The sequence below is a fragment of the Bradyrhizobium sp. genome (assembly GCF_049691595.1).
Taxonomy (GTDB): Bacteria; Pseudomonadota; Alphaproteobacteria; order Rhizobiales; family Xanthobacteraceae; genus Bradyrhizobium.
Genome location: NZ_JBAVNZ010000314.1, coordinates 1 through 19,561, shown reverse-complemented (window position 1 = coordinate 19,561; position 19,561 = coordinate 1). Strand labels below are relative to the sequence as shown.

Sequence of the window (19,561 nt, the reverse complement as noted above, 5' to 3'; positions counted from 1 at the left end):
GCGTAATGGATTGCTTCGCTTCGCTCGCAATGACGAAGAGGAAAAAAAGGCCGGGATCGCTCCCGGCCTTCGTTGTTTGCGTTCCCCGGAGGTGGCGCAGCGTGTAACGGTGCGCGGCTGATCCGGGGTCCATCCTGCTGCTGGTGAGTCCCGGCTCTGCGGCGCAGCGTTACACGCTGCGCCGCGTCCGGGACACGCCTGCCCTCAGTTCGAAGCCCGCTTCGGCGGGGTGGCCGGCCACGACTTGATCAGCGCGTCGTAGTCGACGGTTTCGCCCTTCGGCTTCTCGTTTGCCAGCTTGCGCTGCGGCGCGATGGTCTTGTCCTTCTCGGCCTTGGCGAACCAGTATTCGGCCGTCTCCTTCTTGTTCAGCTTTGGCCCGCAGGCGCCCTGCACGCCGGACTTCTCAAGACGTTCCAGCACCGAGTCCTGGGCCGCGGCCAGCGCGTCCATCGCCGCCTGCGGCGTCTTCGAACCGGACGACGCATCGCCGATGTTCTGCCACCACAATTGCGCAAGCTTCGGATAGTCAGGCACGTTGTTGCCGGTCGGGGTCCACTGCACGCGCGCCGGCGAGCGGTAGAACTCGATCAGGCCGCCGAGCTTCGGCGCACGCTCGGTGAACGACTTGTCCCAGATGTCGGACTCGCGGATGAAGGTGAGACCGACATGGCTCTTCTTCAAGGACACCGTCTTGGAGTTGATGAACTGCAGATAGAGCCAGGCTGCCTTGCGGCGATCCGGCGGCGTGGACTTCAGGAGCGTCGCGGAGCCGGCGTCCTGATAGCCGAGCTTCATGCCATCCTTCCAGTACGCGCCATGCGGCGACGGCGCCATGCGCCATTTCGGCGTGCCATCGGCGTTCATGACGGCAATACCCGGCTTCACCATGTCGGCGGTGAAAGCCGTGTACCAGAAGATTTGCTGCGCGATCGCACCTTGCGCCGGCACCGGTCCCGATTCGGAGAAGGTCATGCCTTGCGCCTGCGGCGGGGCATACTTCTTCATCCAGTCGAGATATTTGGCGATCGAATAGACCGCCGCCGGGCCGTTGGTGTCGCCGCCGCGCTCGACGCTTGAACCGACCGGACGGCAGCCTTCCATCCGGATGCCCCATTCGTCGACCGGCAGGCCGTTCGGGATGCCCTTGTCGCCGTTGCCGGCCATCGACAGCCAGGCGTCGGTGAAGCGCCAGCCGAGCGAGGGATCCTTCTTGCCGTAGTCCATGTGGCCATAGACCCGGACGCCGTTGATCTCCTTGATGTCGTTGGTGAAGAACTCGGCGATGTCCTCATAGGCCGACCAGTTCACGGGAACGCCGAGATCGTAGCCATACTTGGCCTTGAACTTGGCCTTGTATTCGGGATTGGAAAACCAGTCGTAGCGGAACCAATACAGGTTCGCGAACTGCTGGTCGGGCAACTGATAGAGCTTGCCGTCCGGCGCCGTCGTGAAGGATTTTCCGATGAAGTCATTGACGTCGAGCATGGGGTCGGTGACGTCCTTGCCCTCGCCCGTCATATAGTCCGACAGGATCACGGTCTGGTTGTAGCGGAAGTGCGTGCCGATCAGGTCGGAGTCGTTGATCCAGCCGTCATACACGTTCTTGCCGGACTGCATCTGGGTCTGCAGCTTCTCGACCACGTCACCTTCCTGGATGATGTCGTGCTTGACCTTGATGCCGGTGATCTCGGTAAAGGCCTTCGCCAGGGTCTTGGATTCATATTCGTGCGTCGTGATGGTTTCCGACACCACATTGATTTCCATGCCCTTGAACGGTTGGGCTGCCTTTTCGAACCACTGCAGCTCCTTCAACTGGTCGGCCTTCGACAGCGTCGAGGGCTGAAATTCGCTGTCGATCCACTTCTGCGCGGTGGCATCGTCGGCAAACGCCGGCGCCGCCATGGTGACAGAGGCCGCGATCAGCGCGGCCGCGCTGGTCATGGCGAGATAACTATCCTTGGTCAATCGACCATTCCTTCCTCTAAAGCGTCGCATGTTGGTTCCTCCGGTTGCAGCGACAAACAAAACCCAGGCCCGGGTTGACCCCGGATCTGCTCTTTTTCGCTCGTCAGACGGTGCGGAAGATCGCAACGGCCGAAACAAGCGAAATCAGTGTAGCGAGCCACAGGCTCGATATTTCAACGCCCTCCCCGATCGGAAGCGTCAGAAGCGGATCGGTGCCGACGAAGCCGATCCAAACCAGATGGATCACGGCGGTCAGCACCAGCGAAATGAACAGGCGATCGCCGCGCGTGGTCGGAATGCGCAGCACGCCGACGCGCTCGGCTTCGGGATAGGCAACCGCGAGCCAGGTCATCGCCCCGAGGGTCAGCGCCAGCAGCACGAAGAAAATCGCGGTCGGCAGCGTCCAGGCCATCCATGCGATGTTTTCCATGCCTATCTCCCACCACCCGGATCGCATCTCCGATGCGATCCGACCTCTCCCCGCAAGCGGGGCGAGGTGAAGAAGGAGAAGAAGCCGATCTGCTGTGCGTGACTGACCATGGCTACACCCTGCCGAGCGCAAAGCCGCGCGCGATGTAGTTGCGGACGAACCAGATCACCATGGCGCCGGGGATGATGGTCAGCACGCCGGCCGCGGCCAATAGCCCCCAATCCATGCCGGCGGCCGAAACCGTGCGCGTCATGATGGCCGAGATCGGCTTGGCGCTGACCGAGGTCAGCGTGCGCGCCAGCAACAATTCGACCCAGGAGAACATGAAGCAGAAGAACGCCGCGACGCCGATGCCGCTTGCGATCAATGGCACCAGGATCTTGATGAAGAAGCGCGGGAACGAATAGCCGTCGAGGAACGCGGTTTCGTCGATCTCGCGCGGCACGCCGGACACGAACCCTTCCAGGATCCACACCGCCAGCGGCACGTTGAAGATGCAGTGCGCCAGCGCGACCGCCCAGGGCGTATCGAACAGGTTGATCGCCGAATACAAATTGAAGAACGGCAATGCGTAGACCGCGGCCGGCGCCATCCGGTTCGACAACAGCCAGAAGAACAGATGCTTGTCGCCGAGGAAGCGGTAGCGCGAGAATGCGTAAGCCGCCGGCAGCGCCACCGAGATCGAGATCACGGTGTTGATCAGCACATATTTCAGCGAATTGATGTAGCCGGAATACCAGCTCTCGTCGGTGAAGATGCGCATATAGTTGGCGATGGTCGGCTGGTGCGGCCACAGCGTCATGGTGGTGACGATCTCGGTGTTGGTCTTGAAGCTCATATTGACGAGCCAGTAGATCGGCAGCAGCAGGAAGATCAGGAATGCCGAGATGATGACACGCCGGCCGGGAATCGAATGCATCACGCGACTCCCTCTCTTGGCGCGCGCTCGGCGCCGGCGTTGGTCATCACGGTGTAGAATATCCAGCACACGATCAGGATGATCAGATTGTAGACCAGCGACAGCGCGGCGGCCTTGCCGAGATCGAACTGCCCGAGCGCGATCTTGACCAGCTCGATCGAGACGAACGTGGTCGAGTTGCCCGGGCCGCCACCGGTCACCACGAACGGCTCGGTATAAATCATGAAACTGTCCATGAAGCGCAGCAGCACCGCGATCAACAGCACGCGATTCATCTTGGGCAACTGGATGGCGGTGAACACCGCCCAGCGCGAGGCGCCGTCGATCTGCGCCGCCTGATAATAGGCGTCGGGAATCGACTTCAGTCCGGCGTAGCACAACAACGCGACCAGGCTGGTCCAGTGCCAGACGTCCATCACGATGACGGTAGCCCAGGCGTCGAAATCGTTGGAGACGTAGTTGTAATTGATGCCGAGGCCATTGAGCGTGTAGCCCAACAGGCCGATGTCGGGCCGCCCAAAGATCTGCCAGATGGTGCCGACCACGTTCCAGGGAATCAGCAGCGGCAGCGCCAGGATTACGAGGCAGGCCGCCACCGTCCAGCCGGCGCGCGGCATCGACAGCGCCACCACGATCCCGAGCGGCACTTCGATCGCGAGAATCACCGCGGAGAAGAACAGGTTGCGCCCCAGCGAGGCCAAAAACCGCCCGCCGAGATCGGTGGAGGGATCGAGCAATTCCTTGAACCAGGCGACGCCATTCCAGAAGAACTGGTTGTTGCCGAAAGTGTCCTGCATCGAATAGTTCACCACCGTCATCAGCGGCAGGATGGCGGAGAACGCGACCACCAGAAACACCGGCAGCACCAGGAACCAGGCCTTTTGGTTGATGGTCTTGTCCATCAGGCCGCTCCCTCGACCAAACGGCTGTCGGCATAGACGTGAACGTGGCCGGGATCGAAGATCAGTCCGGCGGTGTTGTCGGGTACCGAAAATCCCGGCGGCACCCTTGCGGCGAATTTGGCATCGCCGATGCGAACGCGCGCGAAGCGGATGCGGCCGAGATCGTCGATGCGTTCGATGGTGGCCGAGAGCAGACCCGGCGCCGGCGGCGCCACATCGACGAATTCGGGACGCACGCCGAGTTCGATCATCGCCCCGGCCGGCAGGCGGTCATAGCTGCGGTTCAGCGCGATGGCATGGCCGCTGACCCGGGCCTCGCGGCCGCTGACCTCCGCCGGCACGATGTTCATGCCGGGCGAGCCGATGAAATAGCCGACGAAGGTGTGCGCCGGCTTGTCGAACAATTCCGCCGGGGTGCCGCTCTGCACCACACGGCCGTCATGCATGACCACGACGGTATCGGCGAAGGTCAGCGCCTCGGTCTGGTCGTGGGTGACATAGATCATCGTCAGGTCGAGGTCGCGGTGCAGCGCCTTCAGCTTGGAGCGCAATTGCCATTTCAGTTCGGGATCGATCACCGTCAGCGGCTCGTCGAACAAGACTGCCGCGACGTCGGAACGCACCAGCCCGCGGCCGAGCGAAATCTTCTGCTTGGCATCCGCGGTCAGCCGCGTCGCCTTGCGGTTGAGGTAGGGCGTGAGGTCGAGCAGATCGGCGATCTCCCTGACGCGGGCATCGACCTCGGCCGGCGCCACGCCGCGGTTCTTCAGGGGGAATGCGAGGTTCTGGCCGACCGTCATGGTGTCGTAGATCACCGGAAACTGGAACACCTGCGCGATATTGCGCTTCTGGGTTGACAGCGGTGTGATATCGGTGCCGTCGAACAGGATTTTTCCGCGCGAGGGCGTCACGATACCTGAAATCAGGTTCAACAGCGTGGTCTTGCCGCAGCCGGACGGCCCGAGCAGCGCATAGGCGCCGCCCTGCCGCCAGGTCATCGTTACTGGCTTCAGCGCGAATGATTCGGGATCGGCATAGTTGCCGCCGTAGGAGTGTGCGAGGTCGACGAGGTCAATGCGGGCCATGCGGCATCTCCCTCACATCGCGCCGGGGGCTGCGACCAGACGGTCGGCCGCGTCGAACACGAAGACATTGTCGGGATCGAGCACGGCATCGAGCATGTGCCCCGGCTCGAATTCGTGCACGCCGTGCAGCACCGCGACCCAGTTGGACGCATCGCGGTTGAGGTGCACGAAACTTTCGGAGCCGGTAATCTCGGTCACGGTGACGGTGGCGTGAAATGCATGGCGGCCGGCGACGCCACTGGCGAGCTCCAGCTGATGGGCCCGGAAGCCGACACGGTACGGGCCGTCGGCGAGAGCGGAATAGAGGCCCGACGCCGGCGCCTGGATTCCGCCGGCATATTGCACAAAGCCGTTTCTCTTCTCGATGCCGACGATGTTGAGCGGCGGATCGGAAAACACCTGGGCGACCCGCAGGGTTTCGGGATGGCGATAGACCTTTGCGGTGTCGCCGGCCTGCAGGATCCGCCCTTCCCACATGCAGACGGTGTCGCCGCCAAGCAGCAGCGCCTCCGACGGCTCGGTGGTCGCGTAGACGAAGATCGCGCCGGAGGCCTCGAAAATGCGCGGCAGCTCGGTGCGCAGTTCCTCGCGCAGCTTGTAATCGAGATTGGCCAGCGGCTCGTCCAAGAGCACCAGGTCGGCGCCCTTGACCAAGGCGCGCGCGATCGCGGTGCGCTGCTGCTGGCCGCCGGACAGTTGCAGCGGCATGCGCTTCAGATACGGCTCGAGTCTTAGAAGCCTGGCCGCCTCCTGCACGCGCTTCTCGATCTCGTCGCGCGGCTTGCGCTGCACCCGCAGCGGCGAGGCGATGTTCTCATAGACCGTGAGCGAGGGATAATTGATGAACTGCTGATAGACCATCGCGACCGATCGCTGCCGCACGTCGAACCCGGTGACGTCCTTGCCGTCGACCAGGACTCGGCCCGATGTCGGCCGGTCGAGGCCGGCGAGCAGCCGCATGATCGAGGTCTTGCCGGACAGTGTCGGGCCGAGCAGCACGCTTAGCGTGCCGCGCGCAAGCGTCAGCGAGACATCGCGGATGGTCGGGATACCGTGCACGGTTCGCGTGACGTTCTCAAGCATGACGCTCATGCGCGTCCTCCCGCTTCGCGCAGGGATCGTTCACCGGACGTGCGACGGGCGGCCATCCATTCGTCGAGGACGGTGATTTCGCCCGCCGACATCAGCAGTCCGAGCTTGGATCGCCGCCACACGACATCTTCGGCGGTGCAGGCCCATTCGTTCGCCATCAGGTACCTGACTTCACTCTCCGTCAAGGTGGCGCCGAACGACTGGCCGAGATCGGACATCGTTTTCGCCGCGCCAAGCCACTTGCCGGCGCGGGTACCGTAGGCATGGGCGAGCCGGTTGGCGTGCGCCCGCGAAAGAAACGCGTACTTGCGCGTGAGTTCCACGGTCAGGGCTGCGACCGCGGAGACATCCATGTCGCCGCCGGGCAGCGGCGCCTTGCCGGTCCAGCCTTCGCGCGCTTTGGCGCTGCGCAAGTAAGGCGATAGCCGTTCCAGTGCCTCTTCGGCGAGGCGGCGGTAGGTGGTGATCTTGCCGCCATAGATCGACAGCAGCGGCGCGCCGCCGGGCGTATCGAGCTCGAACACATAGTCGCGGGTGGCGGCCTTGGCTTCGCTGGCGCCATCGTCATACAGCGGGCGGACGCCGGAATAGGTCCAGACCACATCCTCCGGCCTGACCGGCTTGGCCAGATACTCGCTGGCGGACGCGCAGAGATACTGTATCTCCTCAGTCGAGGCTTTCACTTCCGCCGGGTCGCCATCGTAATCGCGATCGGTGGTGCCGATCAGCGTGAAATCGTCCTGATAGGGAATGACGAAGATGATGCGGCCATCGCTGTTCTGGAACATGTAGGCGCGATCGTGCGCGTAAAGCTTGCGCACCACGATGTGCGAGCCCTGCACCAGCCGCACTTTGGCCCGCGCGTTGACGCCTGCGCCCAACGCCAGCACGTTCTCGACCCAGGGTCCGCCGGCATTGACCAGCGCGCGCGCCCGGATGGTGTTGCGCGATCCGCTCCAGGCGTCCTCGACCGTGACCTGCCAGATGCCGTCGGCCTGCCTGATTTCGACAGCACGCGCGCGCGTGCGGATTTCGGCGCCGCGATCGGCGGCGTCCCGCGCCGTGAGCACCACAAGGCGGGCGTCATCGACAAAGCAGTCGGAATACTCAAAACCTTTGGTGTAGCGGTTGGCGATCAGGGGCTTTCCGACCTCGTCATGAACGAGGTCGACCGAGCGGGTCGGCGGCAGCAGATTCCGGCCGCCGATGTGATCGTACAGGAACAGCCCAAGCCGCAGCAGCCAGGCCGGGCGCAGGCCCGCGTGGTGCGGCAAAACGAAACGCAGCGGGCGGATGATGTGCGGCGCGATTTGCCAAAGGATTTCGCGCTCGATCAGGGCTTCGCGGACCAGGCGGAACTCGTAATATTCGAGATAGCGCAGGCCGCCATGCACGAGCTTGGTCGACCAGGACGACGTTCCGCTGGCCAAGTCATTCATTTCACATAGGAAAACAGTATTGCCCCGGCCCGCCGCATCGCGCGCGATGCCGCAACCATTGACGCCGCCTCCAACGATAGCGAGGTCGTAAATCCGGTCCAACAGACGCTTCCCCCGGCGATCGCCTGTTCAGTTCGGCGATTTTGCTTTCGAATTTAATTAAATCACAAACAAAAGCGAAAGCAACTGAAAAGAGGAACCAATGGCAGAGATCATCGGCTCGCAGTCGGCTCGAATCGATGCGGACTACATCGAGCCAGATAATGGACGGTGGCTTGTGCTGTCGAGACACGACACGCCATCAAATTGCTGGTCTATGTTAAGCGCAAGAATGTCCCAGGCACATATGCAACGACGCGACTTCATTAGAGCTGTTGGGGGGACCGCGATGGCGTGGCCGCTCGTGGCGCGCGCGCAGCAGCCCGCGATGCCCGTGGTGGGATTCCTGCGCAGCACCCCCTTCGCAGACGCGATGCACGTCGTAGCGGCGTTCCGGCAGGGCTTGAAGGATGCAGGCTTCGTTGAAGGCCAGAATATCGCGGTCGAGTACCGTTCTGCGGACAGCGATCTTGGCCGGTTGCCAGTTCTGGCGGCTGAATTGATCCACTGGCCGGTGGATGTGATCGTCGGGAACAACGTTTCCGCGCTCGCGGCCAAGGCCGCCACCACGACGGTGCCGATCATCTTCGCGGACGGGGGCGACCCGGTCAGGGATGGCCTCGTCCCCAGCCTGAACCGACCGGGCGGCAACGTCACGGGCGTGGTTTTCTTCGCCGGCGTGTTGGGGGCGAAGCGACTGGACTTGCTGCACCAACTGGCTCCCAAGGCGACAACAATTGCCGTGCTTGTGTATCCCAACGCGGCTGACACCGAAGCCGAACGAAAAGATGTGCAGACCGCAGCACGTGCCATCGGACAGCAAATCGTCATGTTCGATGCCAGCAGCGACCGCGACATCGAGATCGCCTTCGCAACCTTCGCCCGACGCGGGGCTGGTGCGTTGCTGGTCGGCACCGGCGCGTTCCTGAACTCCCATCGGGATCGTATCGTCGCACTGGCGGCTCACCACAGGCTGCCGGCGAGCTATGCCCAGCGGCAGCCTGTTTTGGCCGGCGGCCTGATGAGTTACGGAGCCAGCATCACCGACGCCTATCGACAGGTCGGCAACTACGCCGCACGGATCGTCAAGGGCGAGAAGCCGGCCGATCTTCCGGTCATGCAGTCCACCAAATTTGAGTTCGTGATAAACCTCAAGACCGCGAAATCGCTCGGCCTCGATCTATCGCCAACGCTGCTCGCGCTCGCCAATGAAGTGATCGAATAAAATCGAGTAGTTCTGGTTCTAGCGCAGTCGAGCCACGGTGGAAGAGGTCTCGATGCCGCTTTCATCGATATCGGCGGAAGACTTGTCCATCGCCGCGACCACCTCGATGCCGCGCGTATGGCAGATGTTGGCGAGCCCGGCCGGCAGTTCGGCGTCGGTGACGAACGTCTGGATCTGGCTGATATGGGCGATGCGGACCGGGGCGCTACGCCGCAATTTCGTGCTGTCAGCCACCAGCATGACGCTGCGCGCGTTGGCAATGATCGCCTGCGCCGCCTGGACTTCACGATAGTCGAAATCCAATAGCGCGCCCTCCTCGTCGATCGCGGACGCGCCGATGATGGCGTAATCGACCTTGAACTGGCCGATCAGTTGCGTCGCGGTCGAGCCGACCACGGCGCCGTCGGCGCGGCGGACGGCGCCGCCGGCCACGATCACCTCGATGCGCGGATGGCGGTACAGCAGCATCGCGACATTGAGGTTGTTGGTGATGACGAGCAGATCCTCATGCGAGGTCAGCGCGCTCGCGACTTCTTCCGTGGTGGTGCCGATGTTGATGAACAGCGAGCAGCCGTTCGGGATCCGCGCCGCCGCCGCCGCCCCGATCGCCTTCTTCTCCTCCGCCGCCACGAAACGCCGCGCCTCATAGGCGAGGTTCTCGACCCCTGAGGCGATGATGGCGCCGCCATGGATGCGCGTCAGCGAGCGCTGGTCGCAGAGATCGTTGAGGTCCTTGCGGATGGTCTGCGCCGAGACCTCGAAACGTTTTGCGAGGTCCTCCACCATCACCCGGCCAAAGGCGCGGGCGATGTTGAGGATTTCGGTCTGGCGATGCGACAGTCCGGCCACGGCGGCACCCTTGAGGCGATAGCGCCTCATGGTGCGGCGGTTCGGCGCGCCGGTCAACGCGGCAGATCGGCCGCGAGGGCGGTCGCATTGACGAGCGGCGAATTTCCGCCACCTCGGACGGCGGCGGCAACGGGCCGGCTCTTCACGATGTCATGGTTAACAATTTGCAAAAAAGCGCGTTGCGCCGGCGAGGCGACATGCCCGTTCGCACCGGTAAACCGCCGTTCACCGGTATCATTTGCCCTTCTTAATTGAAGTCCAACGGTTTCGTGCTTCCCTTGCCTGCGCCCGCCGGGGAAGCGGTACCGTTTCACCGGGCAAAGCGCGGAAAATTTTCCATGATGCAGGTCGAACGGATCTGGGAATTCCTGCAGCGGTTGAGCCCGCTGACGCGGAGCTGCCTGCTCGCCGAGCTGGAGCGGCTGGAATTGTGCGGCGTCGAAATGCCGGGCTCGGCCGACATCCAGGCCAGGCTGCGCACCGAATTGAGCAAGGATGGTTTGACGCCGGGCGCCCCCAGTCCGTCCCTGTACTTTTTCGCGCCGCTGGAGCCTCTGCTGGTCGATAGTGCGCCGGAGCATGCCAATTTCGGGAGAATCGCGCGCGGCTCGCTTGGCCCGATCTGGGAATGGATCGGCCGCGACTTGCTGCCGATCATGGCAAGCGACTACAACGAGCAAATGAAGGGCTTGATCGCCGCCGACAAGCAGCGCCAAGCGCAGCAAGCCGCCGCCACCTTCCAGACCAAGGTGACAAAGTCGCTTGAGGGAATCCTGGGAACGCCCGAGGGCGCCGGGCGGGCACGCAGCAAACTCGCGGCCTACACCGCATCACCTTCGGCCTATGGCGACCTGACCAAGGTCATGGGCGCGTTGCGCGCGCGCGAGGCGCTGGCCAAGTTCGGCGAGGCGCTGCCGGCAAGGATCTCGAAATTTGACGGCGCGCTGGTCGGAAAGATAGCGGCACAGCTGGACGCGTTCCGGAAAAACAACGCCGACGCGCTGCCCTTCGCACTGGCACTGGTCGAAGGACGCCTCAAGACGCCCTGGCAGTTGATCCGTCTCGCCACCAAAGCCGCGCGCAGCAAGCGCGCGGCCGATGTCGCCGCCACGCCCTATGCGATCGCAGTCTCGATGGTGCTGGACCGGATTGACGACAAACGTCAGGCATTGCGCATTGCCCTGAAGAACAACCGCGTCGTCGTCGCTCGCGATATCCTCGTTGACATCTACAACACCGAATATGCGCTGCAGGTTCGCATCCGCGAACTCGAGGAATCCGAATGGGGCACGCGGCTGCGCAATATCATGGATGCGATCGCGGCCATGGTGGACGCCGAGGCGAACCGGTTTCCCGATGACGTCGACCATGTCCTGAAGTCACGCAACTTGCGAAGCCAGTATTTGCTGGCCGGTCGCCTGACCTATCTGGCCTGGAAAGGACGCGATGCGATCAGCGACGGCGCCGCCTTTTGCAAGAGGCTGGTCGGCCAGACCTGATTGGTGGCCGGATCGCCGAGGTCGAAATGAGCCAGACGGACGCTGCGATCCGAAGCGCCTTCGTCCTGGAGAAAGATTGGGCTGAAGCAGCTTCCCATCAGGCCCGACGATCGCGACGGCCCGGCCCATGCTCATGAAGGCATTGAGCGCCAATTCGGCGGCATGAGCGGACGACGCGGCGGAATCGTTGCCGTGCCGGTTTTCCGAAGAACCGGCGCGGTCGGCTGGCGAGGCTGTTGCAGCATTGGCCATTGTGCCGGCGGCAAAGCCCGCGTGCGTTGCAAATCCGTGAACCATCCCTGCAGATGCCACCGAAGGTAAACGGTGCGTCAGCCAGCGGGGCTGTCACTCAGTAGATTTACGGAGTTAGACGTTTGCGCGTCGTGCGCAGGGCGGTCTCCCTGCGCCTAAGAAGGATCAGCTTCGACCTTCGCCACGATGACATGCGCGTGGATTTCGGCGGCAATTTCGCCGTCGCCATGCCTCTCTTTGACGCCGGGCTGCGACGCCATCGGCAGCACGTCACCGGCGAGACGGGCGGCCGCGCGCTCGGCCTCGCGCGCACTGCGGAACAGCCGGCCTTCCAGCCGGTTGAACCGACGGGTCGCCGCGAAGAAGCGAAAGCCTTCGGGATTGCGCACGACGATGCCCGCAGCCTGCGAACCGACTTCGATGATGTAGGTGTCCGGCATGGCCCATCCTCGATTGATTCGGGGGATACAACCGCGCGCGTGCCTGAAGGTTCCTCGGGCCAATTGAATAATGATGGCGCGACAAGGACGGCCATCACCGGGCCTGTCCCGGTGGTCCACGCCTTGCTTTCGTCCTGAAGCGACAAAGAAAGTGCGGCCGGAACCCGGCTACGCCAAGGCTTTGCCGGGCTTTCCAGTGTTGGTCCGCCGAAGCTTTAGCGAAGGCGGGCAAGTCGGCCATCACGAAAGCCGTTACGCCGCACTGGCCGCGCCATCCCCCTTGATCGCCCGCGGGTGGCCGTGATCATCGATCGAGACATAGAAATTGCCGTCGGTGACCAGGATCGAACGCGTCTCGCTGCGGCGCAGCACCCAGGCTTCGAGATGGACGGTGACGGAGGTCCGGCCGACCCATGGGTGTCGGTCACCGAAAACTCTCCCAGCCGGCATCGGGTGCAAAGCGCCCGCCGAATTTTTCCGCGAGCGCCCGCAACGCCGACACCACGTTATCGGCGCCGCGGGTGCGCGCGTAATTCAGCGGGCCGCCGCGGAACGGCGCATAGCCGGTGCCGAAGATCATGGCGCCGTCGACCATGTCGGCATTGTCGACGATGCCCTCGCGCAAGGCTGCGACGCAGACATTCGACATCGGCAGGATCAGCCGGTCGATCATTTCCTGTGCCGGCTCGCTGGTCGACGGCGCCACGGCGGCGGTGTCGGCCCTGCCGTCCTTCCATGCGTAAAAACCCTTGCCGGTCTTGCGGCCGAGTTCGCCTTTGGCGACCTTCTCGCGCAGCCAGGCCGGCGTCGGCGGCAGCAAGTCGCCAAATTTCGAGCGCAGCATGTCGCCGACGTCGAGGCAGATATCGAGGCCGACCTGATCGGCGAGTTCGATCGGGCCCATCGGCATGCCGAATTTCTTCGCCGCCGCGTCGATGACGACCTTGTCGATCTGCTGGTCCAGCATCACCATCGCCTCCAGCATGTAGGGCGTCAGGGCGCGGTTGACGAGAAAGCCCGGCGAACTCCTGACCGGCAGCGGCAGCCGGTCGATGGCGCCGACAAAGGCCAGCGCTTCCTTCAACAGTTGCGGATCCGACCCGTCATGGCTGACGACCTCGACAAGCTGCAGCCGCGACACCGGATTGAAGAAGTGCAGCCCGAGCAGCCGTTCGGGCCGTTGCAGCGTGGTGCGCAGATCCTGCAAGGGGATGCTGGAGGTGTTGGTGGCGAGGATCGCGCCGGCCTTCATCCGTGGCTCCAGCCCGGCATAAACCTTCTGCTTCAGTTCGAGCTTTTCCGGCACCGCCTCGATGACGAGATCGGCATTGCGCACGCCCTCGCCGTCCATGTCGGGGATCAACCGGTCGAGCGCGTCACGCAGATCGGTGCGCTTGCGCACGATCTTGCCGAACAGCTCGGCGGCGCGCCTGATCGCGCCGGCGATCGGCTCGGCCTTCATGTCTGCCAGCGTCACCCGCATGTCCTGGCTGGCGCACCAGGCCGCGATGTCGCCGCCCATCGCGCCGGCACCGATGACGTGAACATGTTCGATCCTGTTGCCGCTGCCGGCGAGCTTCTTCATCTGCTCGCGCAGAAAAAACACCCGGATCAGGTTCTGCGCCGTCGGCGTCACCATCAGATTGGCGAACGACGCCTTCTCGGCGCTCAGCATCGCGAGCTTGTCGCCGCCATGCTTTTCCCAGAGGTCGATCAGCGCGTAGGGCGCCGGATAATGTTCGTGCGGCGCGGCTTTTTCGACCTCGCGGCGCATGCGCGAGGCCAGGAAGCCCCTGACGGGGCCGAGATTCAAGACGGTCGTGAGCAGCCCGGGCGTGGCGCGCTTCAGTCGGCCGAACACCGCGTCCTTCACCGCGTTGCGGACGTGCCGTTCCTGCGTCACGGCATCGACCAGCCCCAGCGATTTTGCCCGGCGCGCGTCGATGGTCCGGCCAGTCAGCATCAAGGTCATCGCCTGCATCGGATTGACGCGTTGCGTGAAGCGCATGGTGCCGCCGAGGCCGGGGTGAAGGCCGAGCATTACCTCGGGAAAGCCGAAACGCGCATCGTCGATCGCGATGCGCGACTGGCAGGCCAGCGCGACCTCGAGGCCGCCGCCGAGGCAGAAGCCGTGGATCACGGCAACGGTGGGAACCCGCAGCGCCGCCAGGCGGTCGATCACCGCATGGGCGCGGCCGATCGCCGTCTCGACGGTGCGCGGATCGCTGGCGCCGCGGAACTCGTTGACGTCGGCGCCGGCGATAAAACCGGATTTCTTGGCGGAGCGAATGGCGAGCCCGGTCGGCCGCCGGCTTTCCAGCGCCGCCAATACCGCGTCGAGTTCCTCGAGCAGGTCGGCCGACAGCGTGTTGGCGCTACTGCCGTCACGGTCGAACAGCAGCCAGGCGATCCCGTCGGCATCCCGGGTCAGCTTGAAGTTCCTGTACGGCCCGCCGGCGTCGGGCTTTGGTCCAAGCTCGAGCACGCGATCGCCGAGAACGTCCATGATCTCTGAATCCATGATCACACCGTCTCTATCAACATCGCGCCGCCCTGCCCGCCGCCGATGCATTCGGTGGCGACGCCGCGTCTGGTGCCGAGCCGCTTCATCGCATTGACGAGATGCAGCACGATGCGGTTGCCGCTGGTGCCAACAGGATGGCCAAGGCTGATCGCACCGCCATCGACATTGAGTTTTGACCGGTCGATCTGGCCGGCGGCGCCTTCGAGGCCCAGAATCCCGCGGCAGAACTTTTCGTCGTTCCAGGCGGCGAGGCAGCCCAGCACCTGCGTCGCAAAGGCCTCGTTCAACTCCCAGGTCTCGATGTCTTGCAGCGTCAACCCGTTGCGCTTCAACAGCGCGGTCGCCGACAGCACCGGGCCGAGACCCATGATGCCGGGATCGAGCGCCGACCACTGGCTGTCAAGGATGACCGCCTTCGGCGTCAGGCCGTGCCTGGCGACGGCCGCTTCCGACGCCAAAATCACCCAGGACGCGCCGTCGGTGATCTGCGAGGAATTGCCGGCGGTGACCTGGCCCCAGGGGCGCTCGAACACCGGCTGCAATTTCGCCAGCGTCTCCGGCGAGGAATCCGGCCGCACGCCGTCGTCGTGCTCATAAAATTTGCCGTCGCGCGAGAACGCGGTTTCGACCTCGCCCTTCAGCCAGCCCTGAGACTGGGCGTTGGCGAGCCGCTTGTGGCTTTCGGCGGCGTAGGCATCAGACTGCGCGCGGGTGATGCCAAAGAGGTGGCCGACCACCTCCGCCGTCTGGCCCATGTTGAGTTCGGTGATGGGATCGGTCAGCCCGCGCTCCAGGCCGATGATCGGCTTCAAGAACCGCGGCCGGATTCTTGATGCGGCAATGATCCTGGCGCCGATGCCCTTGGCGCCGGCGAGGCCGGCGAACCAGCGCACGCCCTGCTGCGGCCAGACCAGCGGCGCATGGCTCAGCGCTTCCGAGCCGCCGGCAAGGATCAGGTCGGAGACGCCCTCGCGGATGTAGCGATAGCCGGTGTCGATCGACTGCATGCCGGAACCGCAATTGATCTGCACGGTGAAGGCGACCATCTTTTCGCCCATGCCGAGCCGGAGCACGGCGACGCGCGCCGGGTTCATCTCATCGGCAATGACGTTGACGCAGCCGAGGATCACCTGATCGAAGGCGGTGGGCGCAAAGGGTTGCCGGGCCAGTAAAGGCCGGCCGCACTGCACGGCGAGATCGACCGGGGTGAACGGGCCGGGACCGGAGCGCGCTTTCAGAAACGGCGTCCGGCTGCCGTCGACAATGAAAACCGACCGCGCCATCAGCTCGCCGCCCTCTGCTCGCCAAACTCCTGAACGAACTGATGCACTTCGGCGGGTTTCTTGTAAATCGGCGAAAGCGCTTCCGGCGCGAAGTCATCGACTTCAATCACCTTCGCAACCGCCTCCTGCGCGGCTGCAAGCTTGTCGGCTTCGCCTTGGGTGATGACGCCCTTCTTCACTGCCTCGTTCAGATCGTGCAGCCGCGCGGCGTGCATCTTCCTGGCAATATCCTCAGTCGCGGTGACAAGCAGGAACGCCTTCTCCAGCCGCGCCACGCCTCCGTCGTCATCGACATCGGCAAGATCAGGCGTCAGCCGGTCGCGCGCCGCCGACGGCGCCAGCACGAGCTGCGCGCAATGATGGACGACCACGTCGGACGGCCCGCGCACGCGTGCGCCAAAAGGCTGGACCAGGAATTTCAGGACAGCAGCGACAAACCGGTTCGGCAGATTGCCGAGGATTTCCGCAAAACGGTTCTCGATGGTCCTGGTAAAGAGGTCGGCGTCCCACCAGACATCGCCGGCCTCCAGCGCCTCGCGCTCGGTGTCCGACATGGCAGGCAATACGCCGCGGGACCAGGAGAAGATCGGTCTGGTGATGAAATCGCGGCGAAAGGAGGTCATGGCGAGATCCTCATGGTCGGCGGCGAGATGGCCACTTTAGCGCAAAGTGCAGGATCCGGGTGAACACTTCGCTTTGAAAGTAAGGCGAAATTGACGCGGGTGGGAGCGCCGTTTGACAACGGCAGAATCCGGCCTCAGTTCCGAAAAGCGCGTCGAGGGCACCCTTCTCCCTCTCCCCGCAAGAGCGGGGCGAGGGAGAAGAAGGATCAGTCCGGCCTTGCCATCTCGAACATGTTTTCCGGTTTGATCTCGAAATAATCGCCGCGCCGGCCGGCGCGCACGATCGGGCGGGCGAGCGCGGTCTGGTAGACGCCATCCTTGATCATCGCCTTGTCGATATGGACGGCGACGACCTCGCCCAAGGTCAGCCAGCCCTGCACCTTCTCGCCGTTGGCGCCCTGCAACTGGATGATCTGCGTCAGCTTGCATTCGAACGACACCGGACTTTCCGCGACCCGCGGCACGTTGACGAGCCTGCCCGGCGCCGCGGTCAATCCGGCGATCTTGAATTCGCTGACGTCGTGGGCGACGTGAGCCGCGGTCGCGTTCATCTGCTGCGCCAGATCCATGGTGGCGAGATTCCAGACGAACTCGCCGGTGTCCTGGATGTTGGCGACGCTGTCCTTCCAGGACGTGGAGGAGAAGCCGATGATCGGCGGATGGTAGTTGAAGCCGTTGAAGAAACTGTAGGGCGCCAGATTGATATGGCCCTTGCTGTCCCGGGATGAAATCCAGCCGATCGGACGCGGGGCGATGATGGCGTTGAACGGATCATGCCTCAGGCCGTGGCCGTGGCGCGGCTCGTAATAGTGCAGGTCTTTCGGGCTGGCGGCGTCCATTCCGGTAGCTTCCTTGCAAATTCGATGACACTTTCACCGTCATTGCGAGGAGCGAAGTGACGAAGCAATCCATATTGCGTATGCGGCGCCGGTGGATTGCTTCGCTTCGCTCGCAATGACGCACAAAAACTCGACCGCCTAACCGGCCGCCGCTCTCGCCCTCGGCGCAAGCCCCGCGAGCACGAAGTCGATCATTTCATTGATCGCCGGCCCCGGCTTGTTGGCGCATTGCGCGATCATCTGCGGGTGGAAGAACCGCATCATGGCCGTGAAGGCGCACATCGCCGCCACCGGCACCTCGGCCGCCTCGAATTCGCCGGATGCCGCGCCTTCCGCAATCACCTGGCCGATGGTGGCGGTGATGCGCTCCATATGGGCCGCGCAGACCTCCCAGCTTTCCTCCATCGCGATGGCGACCATCTCATGCAATTTGGCATCGCCGACATAGCGCTCCGAATTCATGCGGTGGACGGTTACCATGAGTTCGCGCAGGCGGGTGGCGGCCGGATCCCGCCGCGCCGCGATGGCGTTCGCGGCGATCTCGACTTCGTCCATCAGGCCGCGCGCGACGCTCTCGTGGATCGCCTTCTTCGAATCGAAGAAGCGATAGACGTTGGCCGGACTCATGCGCAGTTCTTTGGCGATGTCGGCAACCGTGGTCTTCTGGTAGCCGATCTGGCGGAACAGACGCTCCGCCACCACGAGAATCCGTTCCCTCGTGTCGGGTTCGACATGTTCCGAAATCAGCGCCATCGCAGTTCTCAATGTCCAATTATTCCGCGGCCTCAGCAAGCGGAAATGCGAGCTGCGCCTCCGGCTCATGTTGCGGCGCAGAGACGGGTTGCGCGGTCGGGCCGCTTTCCTCCAGGCTCTTGCGGAACCAGAGCGCGTAGAGCCCCGGCAGGTACAGCAAGGTCAGGAAGGTTGCAACAAACAAACCGCCCATGATGGTGATCGCCATCGGGCCCCAGAACGCGGAGCGCGACAGCGGAACCATCGCCAGGATCGCGGCGAGCGCCGTCAGCACCACCGGACGGGCGCGCCGGACGGTGGCCTCGACGATCGCCTCCTTCCGCGTCAGGCCGTGGGAGACATCGGTCTCGATCTGGTCGACCAGGATCACCGCGTTGCGCATGATCATGCCGGCCAGCGCGATCAGTCCGAGCAAGGCCACGAAGCCGAACGGCTGGTTGGCGACGTTCAGCCCGAGCGAGGCGCCGACGATGCCGAGCGGCGCCGTCAGGAACACCAGCAACAGCCGCGAAAAACTCTGCAACTGGATCATCAGGAGCGTCAGCATGATGATCACCATCAGCGGAAACAGGATGAAGATCGACGCGTTGCCTTTGGCGGATTCCTCGAACGCGCCACCCGCCTCGATCCGGTAGGCCGGCTCGAGATGATCGCGGATTTCCTGCAGCTTCGGCCAGATCTGGTTGGTGACGTCGGGCGCCTGCACGCCGTCGACGACGTCGCCGCGCACGGTGATTGCCATGTCGCGGTTGCGCCGCCACATGATCGGTTCCTCGTGGGCGTATTCGATCCTGGCGACCTGCTGCAGCGGCACCGCGACGCCGTTGCGCGAGGTGATGGTGAGATCGCCGACGCGGCCGAGATCGAGCCGCTCCGAGGCCACCGCGCGGGCGATGACGCCGACCTTCTCGATGCCGTCCCGGATGGTCGTCACCTGCGCGCCCGAGATCAGCATGGCGAGCGCCTGCGAGACGTCCTGCGGGGTCAGGCCGAGCGCGCGGGCGCGGTCCTGATCCACCACCAGCTTCAGGTAGGGCGACTGCTCGTTCCAGTCGAGCTGCGGATCCCTGACGTTGGGGTTTTGGCGAACGACGTCGCGCACCTTGTAGGCGATCTCGCGCACGGTCCCGGCGTCGGGGCCAATGACGCGGAACTGGACCGGGAAGCCGACCGGCGGGCCGAAATTGAAGCGGTCGACGCGCACGCGGGCCTGGTTCAGCATGCCGTCGGCGGCCGCTTTTTCGATCCGCGCCTTGATCCGCTCGCGCGCCTCGACGTCCCTGGAGACGATGACGATCTCGGCAAAGGCCTCGTTCGGCAGTTGCGGATTGAGGCCGAGC

Annotated in this window: 15 protein-coding genes and 3 pseudogenes; 2 read left to right on the top strand and 16 right to left on the bottom strand. The window is 63.9% G+C overall.

The features are described 5' to 3' along the window. Positions 1-204 precede the first annotated feature (204 nt). The 7 genes from WCE35_RS13930 to glpD all read right to left on the bottom strand — a co-directional run bounded on the left by WCE35_RS13930 (position 205) and on the right by glpD (position 7,937). Positions 205-1,944, bottom strand: a complete 1,740-nt coding sequence (locus WCE35_RS13930) for an ABC transporter substrate-binding protein (protein ID WP_424593926.1) — start codon at positions 1,942-1,944, stop codon at positions 205-207. Between the two features lie 127 nt (positions 1,945-2,071). Further along, entirely contained in the window at positions 2,072-2,398 is a 327-nt protein-coding gene (locus tag WCE35_RS13925) for a DUF2160 domain-containing protein (RefSeq protein WP_424593924.1), read from the bottom strand. 112 nt (positions 2,399-2,510) lie between these two features. Beyond that, positions 2,511-3,317: a carbohydrate ABC transporter permease gene (locus WCE35_RS13920; RefSeq protein ID WP_424593923.1), complete on the bottom strand. Its 807-nt coding sequence runs from the start codon at positions 3,315-3,317 to the stop codon at positions 2,511-2,513. Further along, positions 3,317-4,219, bottom strand: coding sequence for a carbohydrate ABC transporter permease (locus WCE35_RS13915; RefSeq protein ID WP_424593922.1), 903 nt, complete (start codon positions 4,217-4,219; stop codon positions 3,317-3,319). Before WCE35_RS13915 ends, WCE35_RS13920 begins: the two co-directional genes overlap by 1 nt. Next, on the bottom strand, positions 4,219-5,304 hold the full coding sequence (locus tag WCE35_RS13910; protein ID WP_424593921.1) for an ABC transporter ATP-binding protein: 1,086 nt from the start codon (positions 5,302-5,304) through the stop codon (positions 4,219-4,221). Before WCE35_RS13910 ends, WCE35_RS13915 begins: the two co-directional genes overlap by 1 nt. Before the next feature lie 12 nt (positions 5,305-5,316). Next, the gene (locus tag WCE35_RS13905) at positions 5,317-6,396 is read right to left on the bottom strand and encodes an ABC transporter ATP-binding protein (protein WP_424593920.1); all 1,080 of its coding nucleotides are present in this window, start codon (positions 6,394-6,396) and stop codon (positions 5,317-5,319) included. After that, positions 6,393-7,937, bottom strand: coding sequence for a glycerol-3-phosphate dehydrogenase (gene glpD, locus WCE35_RS13900; protein ID WP_424593919.1), 1,545 nt, complete (start codon positions 7,935-7,937; stop codon positions 6,393-6,395). The genes WCE35_RS13905 and glpD overlap by 4 nt, the downstream gene beginning before the upstream one ends. Positions 7,938-8,223: 286 nt before the next feature. Here glpD and WCE35_RS13895 point away from each other — a divergent pair, with 286 nt between their 5' ends. Beyond that, positions 8,224-9,159 (top strand): ABC transporter substrate-binding protein, encoded by a 936-nt coding sequence (locus WCE35_RS13895; RefSeq protein WP_424593918.1) that lies wholly within the window; start codon positions 8,224-8,226, stop codon positions 9,157-9,159. An 18-nt stretch (positions 9,160-9,177) separates the two neighbouring features. On the opposite strand, the gene WCE35_RS13890 is transcribed toward WCE35_RS13895, so the two are convergent. Next, positions 9,178-10,008, bottom strand: a complete 831-nt coding sequence (locus WCE35_RS13890) for a DeoR/GlpR family DNA-binding transcription regulator (RefSeq protein WP_424593925.1) — start codon at positions 10,006-10,008, stop codon at positions 9,178-9,180. A 338-nt stretch (positions 10,009-10,346) separates the two neighbouring features. Between WCE35_RS13890 and WCE35_RS13885 the strand changes: the two genes are divergently transcribed. Next, entirely contained in the window at positions 10,347-11,507 is a 1,161-nt protein-coding gene (locus WCE35_RS13885) for a hypothetical protein (RefSeq protein ID WP_424593917.1), read from the top strand. A gap of 509 nt (positions 11,508-12,016) precedes the next feature. Here the strand turns inward: WCE35_RS13885 and WCE35_RS13880 are convergent. The 8 genes and pseudogenes from WCE35_RS13880 to WCE35_RS13845 all read right to left on the bottom strand — a co-directional run. Then, positions 12,017-12,199 (bottom strand): annotated as a pseudogene (locus WCE35_RS13880) (hypothetical protein); the annotation flags it as partial. Positions 12,200-12,451: 252 nt separating this feature from the next. Beyond that, positions 12,452-12,610 (bottom strand): annotated as a pseudogene (locus WCE35_RS13875) (acyl-CoA thioesterase); the annotation flags it as partial. 13 nt (positions 12,611-12,623) lie between these two features. Next, on the bottom strand, positions 12,624-14,720 hold the full coding sequence (locus WCE35_RS13870) for a 3-hydroxyacyl-CoA dehydrogenase NAD-binding domain-containing protein (RefSeq protein WP_424593916.1): 2,097 nt from the start codon (positions 14,718-14,720) through the stop codon (positions 12,624-12,626). A gap of 2 nt (positions 14,721-14,722) precedes the next feature. Continuing rightward, a complete protein-coding gene (locus WCE35_RS13865; RefSeq protein ID WP_424593915.1) occupies positions 14,723-16,006 on the bottom strand; it encodes an acetyl-CoA C-acetyltransferase in 1,284 nt (427 codons plus the stop codon). Continuing rightward, a pseudogene (locus WCE35_RS13860) lies at positions 16,006-16,497 on the bottom strand (acyl-CoA dehydrogenase domain-containing protein); the annotation flags it as partial. The gene WCE35_RS13865 and the pseudogene WCE35_RS13860, both read right to left, overlap by 1 nt. Positions 16,498-16,835: 338 nt before the next feature. Further along, a complete protein-coding gene (locus tag WCE35_RS13855; RefSeq protein ID WP_424593914.1) occupies positions 16,836-17,468 on the bottom strand; it encodes a flavin reductase family protein in 633 nt (210 codons plus the stop codon). Positions 17,469-17,606: 138 nt separating this feature from the next. Next, positions 17,607-18,221, bottom strand: a complete 615-nt coding sequence (locus WCE35_RS13850; protein WP_424593913.1) for a TetR/AcrR family transcriptional regulator — start codon at positions 18,219-18,221, stop codon at positions 17,607-17,609. Positions 18,222-18,240: 19 nt separating this feature from the next. After that, positions 18,241-19,561: efflux RND transporter permease subunit (locus WCE35_RS13845; protein ID WP_424593912.1), on the bottom strand; the 1,321-nt coding region annotated here is incomplete at its 5' end.

What these genes read in the sequence shown, in the direction of transcription:
- WCE35_RS13925 (WP_424593924.1), bottom strand. Translation starts at nt 2,398, where the DNA reads ATGGAAAACATCGCATGGATGGCCTGGACGCTGCCGACCGCGATTTTC.
- WCE35_RS13855 (WP_424593914.1), bottom strand. Translation starts at nt 17,468, where the DNA reads ATGGACGCCGCCAGCCCGAAAGACCTGCACTATTACGAGCCGCGCCAC.
- WCE35_RS13915 (WP_424593922.1), bottom strand. Translation starts at nt 4,219, where the DNA reads ATGGACAAGACCATCAACCAAAAGGCCTGGTTCCTGGTGCTGCCGGTG.
- WCE35_RS13905 (WP_424593920.1), bottom strand. Translation starts at nt 6,396, where the DNA reads ATGAGCGTCATGCTTGAGAACGTCACGCGAACCGTGCACGGTATCCCG.
- WCE35_RS13895 (WP_424593918.1), top strand. Translation starts at nt 8,224, where the DNA reads ATGGCGTGGCCGCTCGTGGCGCGCGCGCAGCAGCCCGCGATGCCCGTG.
- WCE35_RS13910 (WP_424593921.1), bottom strand. Translation starts at nt 5,304, where the DNA reads ATGGCCCGCATTGACCTCGTCGACCTCGCACACTCCTACGGCGGCAAC.
- WCE35_RS13870 (WP_424593916.1), bottom strand. Translation starts at nt 14,720, where the DNA reads ATGGATTCAGAGATCATGGACGTTCTCGGCGATCGCGTGCTCGAGCTT.
- WCE35_RS13865 (WP_424593915.1), bottom strand. Translation starts at nt 16,006, where the DNA reads ATGGCGCGGTCGGTTTTCATTGTCGACGGCAGCCGGACGCCGTTTCTG.
- WCE35_RS13930 (WP_424593926.1), bottom strand. Translation starts at nt 1,944, where the DNA reads ATGACCAGCGCGGCCGCGCTGATCGCGGCCTCTGTCACCATGGCGGCG.
- WCE35_RS13920 (WP_424593923.1), bottom strand. Translation starts at nt 3,317, where the DNA reads ATGCATTCGATTCCCGGCCGGCGTGTCATCATCTCGGCATTCCTGATC.
- WCE35_RS13885 (WP_424593917.1), top strand. Translation starts at nt 10,347, where the DNA reads ATGATGCAGGTCGAACGGATCTGGGAATTCCTGCAGCGGTTGAGCCCG.
- WCE35_RS13850 (WP_424593913.1), bottom strand. Translation starts at nt 18,221, where the DNA reads ATGGCGCTGATTTCGGAACATGTCGAACCCGACACGAGGGAACGGATT.